Annotated in this window: 4 protein-coding genes; all 4 read right to left on the reverse strand. The window is 41.7% G+C overall.

Annotated elements, in window-relative coordinates:
• Nucleotides 1-154: 154 nt before the first annotated feature.
• Nucleotides 155-457, reverse strand: a complete 303-nt coding sequence (locus JMX97_RS13505) for an integration host factor subunit beta (RefSeq protein WP_201558935.1) — start codon at nt 455-457, stop codon at nt 155-157.
• A gap of 401 nt (nt 458-858) precedes the next feature.
• Complete coding sequence (gene rpsA / locus JMX97_RS13510; RefSeq protein ID WP_201558940.1) at nt 859-2,556, reverse strand: 30S ribosomal protein S1; 1,698 nt, start codon at nt 2,554-2,556, stop codon at nt 859-861.
• Nucleotides 2,557-2,859: 303 nt separating this feature from the next.
• Nucleotides 2,860-3,618 (reverse strand): (d)CMP kinase, encoded by a 759-nt coding sequence (gene cmk, locus JMX97_RS13515; RefSeq protein ID WP_201558936.1) that lies wholly within the window; start codon nt 3,616-3,618, stop codon nt 2,860-2,862.
• A gap of 174 nt (nt 3,619-3,792) precedes the next feature.
• Nucleotides 3,793-4,335 carry a tRNA adenosine(34) deaminase TadA gene (tadA, locus tag JMX97_RS13520; protein WP_201558938.1) on the reverse strand — a complete coding sequence of 181 codons (543 nt, stop codon included), beginning with the start codon at nt 4,333-4,335 and terminating at the stop codon, nt 3,793-3,795.
• Nucleotides 4,336-4,463 lie beyond the last annotated feature (128 nt).

The following is a 4,463-nucleotide window of genomic DNA, read 5'->3' on the forward strand; positions in this document are numbered from 1 at the left end:
TATTTGACTCACCATGAGATATTGGCAATAATCTAGTCGGGTTACTTTGGGCTTTTTCATGACTATTATGCTACTACGGTATTCTCTAGATTAGCAATATTTATTCGGTTTTGCGTAAGTCCTATTATAGTTGCTTTTTAAAAAAATTTACTCGTTATCCTGCTACTTTATCATTAACCGCTTCACGTAGCGCTTTACCCGGTTTAAAATGTGGGATAGCTTTGGCAGGTACGGGTACGCTTTCACCAGTTTTAGGGTTGCGCCCCATGCGTGAACGACGATGATGTAAACAAAAGCTACCAAACCCGCGAACCTCGACTCGGCCATCATTGGCTAAGGTATTTGCCATCAAATTTAATATTTCGCGTACGGCGTCATCAACGACCGTTTCGGTCATAGTGTCGCAGGTAGTACTCAAATTGTTAATAAATTCGGACTTATTAATCGCTTGCTGCATTATTACACTGGCCTTGTTGATTGATGATTATTATAACTCTGAGCTAAATTTGACTTTCAATAAGCGTTAAATTTAACGCTCTCTCTATAATGAACTAAAGAGAACTACGAAATTTTGCCATACTTAAACGTCTCTCAAAGTTATGCATAAAGAGTATTCACACGAATATTATTTCATATGAATACCATTTTACATTCTGTTACTGAGCGTTGCAAATGATAGCGGATATTATTTTGGATAGAAATAGAAGTTTAAGCCTCTAGAAAAAAATATACTATTGCTAACAACCCTATTAACAGCTTAGTCTAACCACAAAAAAAGCGACCGAAGTCGCTTTTTTATTATGCTGTTATCTGTTAAAAACCAGCTACCAAAATAATTGGCTATTAAGAATCCGCGATTTACTGCATTTTCTCTTTAATCAAGTCACCAATAGTTTTTGGCTGGGCATCAGATGAAGACGCTTGCGGAGCATTAGTATTGCTGCTACCCAAGTCTTTAATCGCTTGACGCTCTTCAGCTTCATCTTTCGCTTTGATTGACAGGCTGATGTTACGTGTTTTGCGATCAACACTGATGATTTTAGCTTCAACATCATCACCAACAGTAAAGTGCTTAGTAGCATCTTCAACGCGATCACGCTGGATTTCTGAGGCACGTAAGTAAGCTTCAACTTCTTCAGCAAGCACAATCGTTGCACCTTTGGCGTCAACTTCTTTTACTTTACCATTAACGATAGCACCACGGTCATTATTGACTAGGTATTCGTTAAATGGATCTGAAGTAAGTTGCTTAACGCCTAGACTGATGCGATTAGCTTCTGAATCTACAGACAATACCATTGCTTCTACGGTGTCGCCTTTGTTGTAGTTACGGATAGCATCTTCACCAGTTTCATTCCAAGAAATGTCTGATAAGTGAACTAAACCATCAATACCGCCGTCTAAACCAATAAAGATACCAAAGTCAGTGATTGATTTGATCGTACCAGTGATTTTATCACCGCGCTCATGTTTCTTATCAAACTCATCCCATGGATTGGCTAGAGTCTGTTTGATACCTAAGCTAATACGGCGGCGTTCTTCATCGATATCAAGAATCATAACTTCAACATCATCACCTACTTGAACAACTTTCGATGGATGGATGTTTTTGTTAGTGTGATCCATTTCAGATACGTGAACTAAACCTTCAATACCTTCAGAGATTTCAGCGAAACAACCGTAATCAGTCAAGTTGGTTACGCGAGCTTTAACAACACTACCGACTGGGTAAGTTGCGCCAACGTTATCCCAAGGATCAGTACCAAGTTGTTTTAGACCTAGGCTAACGCGGTTGCGTTCACGGTCAAATTTCAATACTTTAACTTTTAGGTCTTGACCCACTTCTACTACTTCAGATGGATGCTTGATACGGCGCCATGCCATGTCAGTGATGTGCAACAGACCATCAATACCACCAAGATCAACAAACGCACCGTAATCAGTTAGGTTCTTAACGATACCTTCGATCTCGATACCTTCTTCAAGCTTGTTCAATAGCTCTTCGCGTTCAGCTGAGTTTTCAGCTTCCATAACGGCGCGACGGCTAACCACAACGTTGTTACGTTTTTGATCAAGCTTGATAACTTTAAATTCTAGCTCTTTGCCTTCTAGATGCGTAGTATCACGGATAGGACGAACATCTACCAATGAGCCTGGTAAGAACGCGCGTACTGAACCCACGTCTACAGTAAAACCACCTTTTACTTTGCTAGAAATGATACCTTTTACAATCTCATTGTTGTCATAGATTTTTTCAAGGACATTCCACGTTTCGACGCGTTTGGCTTTTTCGCGTGACAGTAGGGTGTGACCCATACCGTTATCAACCGCTTCAACCACGACATCAACGCTATCGCCAACTTCTACTTCAAGCTCGCCTTCGTCGCTTAAAAACTCTTCACGAGCAACGATGCCTTCAGATTTCAGACCAGTGTCTACTGTGATCCAATCGCTATCGATGGCCACAACGATACCTGTAATAACCGAGCCACGCTCGATATCCAGACCCTGATTTTCAATACTTGCTTCAAATAGTTCAGCAAATGATTCCATTATATCTACCTTTGTATAGCCGTAGCCTGTCCAGCGCAGTACGGATCAAATTTATGAAGATATAAAACTCGATACTGGTTTTATATCTTATATCTTCATATAAAAAAACGTTTGTTGGTAATAAGCACGTTAATTAGAAAGCTCACTAGCAACAACTGTCTTTGTCTTTATAGTTTTATCAGTATAGCGACATCTTTAGAGCAACTACCATTTAACCGGTAACTTGTTCTAACTACTATAATTTTACACTAAAAGCAGTAACCACAGGGATTTTTTTAGTCCTTATTGTGTTGTTCTTATTAGCTATTAACAACAAATGCCTTTTGCTTGACAGTGACTTTTTATTTGCTCATAGACTGTATCAGCATCTAATAGTGAGCTATCAATTAATAGTGCATCATCCGCAGGTTTTGATGGCGCTATCGTACGATTTTCATCACGATCATCGCGCGCTTTAATAGTCGCTAGAATCGCCTCAAAATCTGCAGTTTGGCCGGCATTTTTTAATTGGGTTACACGGCGCTGCGCCCGTGCTCTAGCACTAGCGGTCAAAAATATCTTAGCGTCAGCATTGGGAAATACCACTGTTCCCATATCGCGACCATCTGCAACCAATCCCGAACGAGTCGCCATATCCTGCTGTAATTGCAGCAAGGTTTGGCGTACTTGTGGAAACACTGCCACTTGTGAGGCATAGCCGCCAACAGTCTCATTACGTACTTGCTCGCCTATAGCCACATCATTAACGACAATATCAACGCGGCCTGATTCTTCGTTAGGCTCAAAAGCAATCTGTAAACCTTGGGTCAGCTGAAGTAACGCGGCCTCATCAATAGACTGCTTGGCATCAGCAGTAAGCAAGCCTGCCTCAAACGCCTTTAGTCCAACAATACGATATAGCGCACCTGAGTCTAATAACTGATAACCTAACGTCTGGGCCAAACGCCATGCTGCCGTGCCTTTGCCAGCGCCACTAGGCCCATCGATACAAATAACCGGGTAACGCAATGGCTGCGCTTGGCTATCAGTATCGTTCAATTCGGACGGCGACGTAGAGGCGGTCATATTAGTTGCTTATATTTAAATGGCTATATTTAATTGCTTATACATTAATATTTATTAGGCAGCGTATTTTTACATAGCCAAATAGGGCGGCATTATAGCAAATAATCTATGCTATCACTAGCGCTGTGGTTAATATCTTATTTATTAGTGAATATTAAACACATCCTAAATAAATTATAAAAGACTCTCTTTATTTCCCTTAGCCACTTGCCGACGTTGCCTAAAAAAAGCCTTCAGCATCTGACTACTGTGCTCAGCACACAAGCCTTGTTCAGTTTTAATCTGGTGATTATAAAATGGCTCTGCAGGCAGATTCATTTGACTACCAACCATACCTGCCCGAGGCTCACTTGCGGCATATACTAGCCTATCGACTCGCCCATGAATCAACGCACCAACACACATAGTACACGGCTCTAAGGTAACATATAGCGTGGTCTGTAGCGGTAAGCGGTAGTTATTTGAGCGCAGGCAGGCGTCTCTTAAAGCTATAATCTCGGCATGGGCAGTCACGTCATTACGACCGATTGGCTCATTAAAGCCACTACCGATGACCATCTCGTCATGTACTAATACCGCCCCTACCGGTACCTCGCCGCATTCTGCACCTTGCCTTGCCAATGTTAACGCATGTCTCATCCACTGAACATCTTGGACGGACCAGAACTTGCTGATCGTTAGCTGCTGACTTATCATCTGATGAGGCTGTAAATTCATAGTTATACCAATCCCAATAATTAAAGTTGTGCCCAAGTTCGAGTAGTCAAGGAGCGAACCCTCTCTGGCTGCTCAAGCAACTTATTCCAAGCACAGCAAGCCGCATCAACAATAGACTCATAGCTCTC

Origin of the sequence: Psychrobacter sp. 72-O-c, assembly GCF_904846605.1 — a bacterium.
In the GTDB taxonomy this organism is placed as follows: domain Bacteria; phylum Pseudomonadota; class Gammaproteobacteria; order Pseudomonadales; family Moraxellaceae; genus Psychrobacter.

Bases quoted from the DNA above. Each gene is read 5' to 3' on its own strand.
- JMX97_RS13505 (WP_201558935.1), bottom strand. From the start codon at position 457: ATGCAGCAAGCGATTAATAAGTCCGAATTTATTAACAATTTGAGTACT.
- tadA (WP_201558938.1), bottom strand. From the start codon at position 4,335: ATGAATTTACAGCCTCATCAGATGATAAGTCAGCAGCTAACGATCAGC.
- cmk (WP_201558936.1), bottom strand. From the start codon at position 3,618: ATGACCGCCTCTACGTCGCCGTCCGAATTGAACGATACTGATAGCCAA.